The sequence below is a fragment of the Bacteroidales bacterium genome (assembly GCA_018334875.1).
GTDB lineage: Bacteria > Bacteroidota > Bacteroidia > Bacteroidales > UBA12077 > JAGXLC01.
On record JAGXLC010000469.1, the window covers coordinates 1 to 3,046 of the forward strand.

A 3,046-nucleotide genomic window follows, 5' to 3' on the forward strand; every position below is an offset into this window, starting at 1 on the left:
TCATTCAGGGAATCATCCATCCGGTCAATCGGGTCGTGGCATTCTGTCACAGGAGGCTCTTCCAGATTATTGGAAGGGAGGTAAGTCAGGAGCTTTCTGATCAACAGCAGTCCTTCCTCCTCGTTTTCAACCTTAAAATGGGAAACCCCAGATTTTGAGGAATGAACATCGGCTCCCCCCAGATCTTCTATGGATATTTTTTCCCCTGTAACGGTTTTAACCACTTTCGGACCCGTTACAAACATGTAACTGGTATCTTGAGTCATCATAATGAAATCGGTAAGTGCCGGAGAATAGACAGCACCACCGGCACAAGGGCCAAAAACCGCAGATATCTGGGGGATCAGTCCGGAAGCAAGTATGTTCCGTTCAAAAATCTCAGCATAGCCGGCAAGACTGGTCACTCCCTCCTGTATCCTGGCCCCTCCGCTGTCGTTGATGCCAATCACAGGGGCTCCCATCTTCATTGCCTTATCCATCACTTTTACAATTTTCTGAGCGAAAGATTCGGATAAGGAACCACCAAACACGGTAAAATCATGGGAAAATACATACACCACCCTTCCGTCAATGGTACCGGTGCCTGTTACCACACCATCGCCGAGGACCTTCTTCTTATCCATTCCAAAATGGGTGCACCGGTGAGTGACAAACATATCGAATTCCTCAAAGCTTCCTTCATCCAAAAGAATATCTATCCGTTCACGGGCTGTTAACTTGCCTTTTTCATGCTGCTTCCTGATTCGTCTTTCCCCGCCTCCCAGTTTGGCTTCGGCTCTGAAATCGATCAGTTTTTTTATTTTATCTTCTTTGCTCATAAAAACTAATGGGTGTTAATTCTGGATTTGTCTTCACAAAGTTCGATGAGCGTACCGTTTGTCGATTTGGGATGTAAAAATGCAATGTCCAGCCCTTCAGCACCTTTTCTCGGTTGCTGATCGATCAGCCTGAGCCCGTTCTCTTTTGCATACTCGAGCTTTTCTTCTATATTTTCAACGGCAAAAGCGATATGATGCACCCCCTCCCCTTTCTTCTCAACAAATTTACCAATGGGTCCTTCAGGATCCGTGGATTCCAGAAGCTCAATTTTGCTGTCGCCCACCTGAAAAAAGGCTGTTCGAACCTTTTGATCCTTTACCTCTTCAATATTATAACATTGCAATCCCAAAACTTCTTCATAGAAACGGATCGAGTTATCAAGGTCTTTAACTGCAATTCCAATATGTTCAACATGTGTTGGATTCATAATTCTACTGATTTTTTATACAAAACTACCTAAATTCTTGTAAATTAAATTATGATAAAAATCAAAAAATTTAATTTTTTAGGCGCTTACCGAACTAATCCTTGCTTTTTGGGCAAAACCTGCCCGGTAAGGCACTGTGTTTTTTAACATATGCCCTCTTGCACCCTTAAATTAAAATATCTATTTTTATTCAAGAATAATTCGGGTTAGGAGTTAAACCTTGGTAAATTCACTGTTGATAAAAAATGTCATCCTCATGCCCATAAAAGAAGCAACCATCAGATTTTATGAGGAATTAAACGATTTTCTCCCGGAGGATAAGAAGAAGAAAGATCTGATGCTTCAGTTCTACAATGCTCCTTCGGTAAAAGATGCCATTGAATCGTTCGGCATCCCCCATACAGAAGTGGATCTCATTCTTATTAACGGAGAGCCTGTACGATTTGACAACAGGCTCAAGGCCAACGACCGGGTATCCGTATATCCCAAATTTGAATCCTTCGACATCACCAAAATCTCCAAATTAAAAGGCCGACCCCTTCGTACAATCCAATTTATTCTGGATGTCCATCTTGGCAAACTTGCCAGGTATCTGCGACTTTGCGGATTTGATACGCTTTACGACAACCATTACGAAGACCACACCATTGTCAGAATATCTTCCGAAGAAAACAGAATTATCCTAACCCGGGATATAGGAATACTCAAATATGCCGAAGTCCGGCACGGATACTGGCTGCGCTCCGATCAACCTCAGCAGCAGCTAAAAGAGGTGATCAAACGATTCGATCTGAAAAACCAGGTGCGGTTATTTACCAGATGTATGGAATGTAACGGAACGATCGGGAAAATAGATAAAAATAAGATCCGGCACCAATTACTAAGTGGTACCCAAAAATACTACCAGGAATTTTTTCGGTGTACACATTGCGGGAAAATATACTGGAAGGGTTCCCACTACCAAAATATGATGGAGTTTATCCAAAAAATCTTACCTCTCTTATTTTTTAAAGTATTTATAATAGAATTTCTCCTTATGCACGATATCCTGGAGGGATTTTCGCTTTGACTTGTGTCTTTCGGTGTCAGGCTTACTTGCCGGATATCCTACAGGTATCATAGCAATAGGTTCCATTCCTTCAGGTAATTGTAGGATTTTAGCGCATTTCAGCACATCGAAATTACATATCCAGCACGTACCGAGCCCAAGGTCGGCAGCGGCAAGGGTAAGATGATCCACTGCAATGGCCACATCAATGTTGGTATGGTTTTTTCCGTCAGCTCTGAACCAGGCACTCTTGTGATCGCCACAGGCTACAATAATCAGTGGAGCGGCATTGATCCAGTCACGTGCATAGCATGATTTGACGCGTTCAAGATTTTTCGGTTCTTGTATGACCACAAAATGCCATGGCTGCAAATTTTTAGCGGATGGTGCAAGCCTGGCAGCATCCAGAATCTGCGTGATTGTATCTTCTTCAACCTTTTTCTCGAGGTAATTCCTGCAGGAGTACCTTGTTTTTGCTATATCCAGAAAATCCATAACTAAAAATATCTAATTATTTGACATGAATTGTATAATCAAAAATTTTCACCTCGTCCCCCCGCCTTACTTTTGCCCTTTTTCTGTTTTCAGATTTTCCATTAAGCTCCACAAGGCCGTCTTCTACCATATTTTTAGCCTGTGCACCGCTCTCAGCAATATTCAGGGCCTTAAGCAATTTGATCAGTTCAATGTAATCCGTATCCGGTTTCAGTTCAAATTCCATCAGGAAAAAAATTTTTCTGGGCTTACAATAC

At 42.1% G+C, this 3,046-nt stretch carries 5 protein-coding genes; 1 reads left to right on the forward strand and 4 read right to left on the reverse strand.

Features of this window, described 5'->3' with window-relative positions:
- On the reverse strand, window positions 1–818 hold an 818-nt coding region (locus KGY70_19955; GenBank protein MBS3777480.1), incomplete at its 3' end, for a methylmalonyl-CoA carboxyltransferase.
- 5 nt (window positions 819–823) lie between these two features.
- Window positions 824–1,246: a methylmalonyl-CoA epimerase gene (gene mce, locus KGY70_19960; protein ID MBS3777481.1), complete on the reverse strand. Its 423-nt coding sequence runs from the start codon at window positions 1,244–1,246 to the stop codon at window positions 824–826.
- 256 nt (window positions 1,247–1,502) lie between these two features.
- On the opposite strand from mce, the gene KGY70_19965 reads away from it, so the two are divergent.
- Window positions 1,503–2,315, forward strand: a complete 813-nt coding sequence (locus KGY70_19965) for a Mut7-C ubiquitin/RNAse domain-containing protein (GenBank protein MBS3777482.1) — start codon at window positions 1,503–1,505, stop codon at window positions 2,313–2,315.
- Here KGY70_19965 and KGY70_19970 read toward each other — a convergent pair.
- Together KGY70_19970 and KGY70_19975 are read right to left on the reverse strand one after the other, a co-directional pair.
- Window positions 2,247–2,789 (reverse strand): nitroreductase family protein, encoded by a 543-nt coding sequence (locus tag KGY70_19970; protein MBS3777483.1) that lies wholly within the window; start codon window positions 2,787–2,789, stop codon window positions 2,247–2,249. The genes KGY70_19965 and KGY70_19970 overlap by 69 nt on opposite strands.
- Window positions 2,790–2,805: 16 nt before the next feature.
- On the reverse strand, window positions 2,806–3,018 hold the full coding sequence (locus tag KGY70_19975; protein ID MBS3777484.1) for an RNA-binding S4 domain-containing protein: 213 nt from the start codon (window positions 3,016–3,018) through the stop codon (window positions 2,806–2,808).
- Between the last annotated feature and the right edge of the window lie 28 nt (window positions 3,019–3,046).

What these genes read in the sequence shown, in the direction of transcription:
- mce (MBS3777481.1), bottom strand. Translation starts at nt 1,246, where the DNA reads ATGAATCCAACACATGTTGAACATATTGGAATTGCAGTTAAAGACCTT.
- KGY70_19965 (MBS3777482.1), top strand. Translation starts at nt 1,503, where the DNA reads ATGCCCATAAAAGAAGCAACCATCAGATTTTATGAGGAATTAAACGAT.
- KGY70_19970 (MBS3777483.1), bottom strand. Translation starts at nt 2,789, where the DNA reads ATGGATTTTCTGGATATAGCAAAAACAAGGTACTCCTGCAGGAATTAC.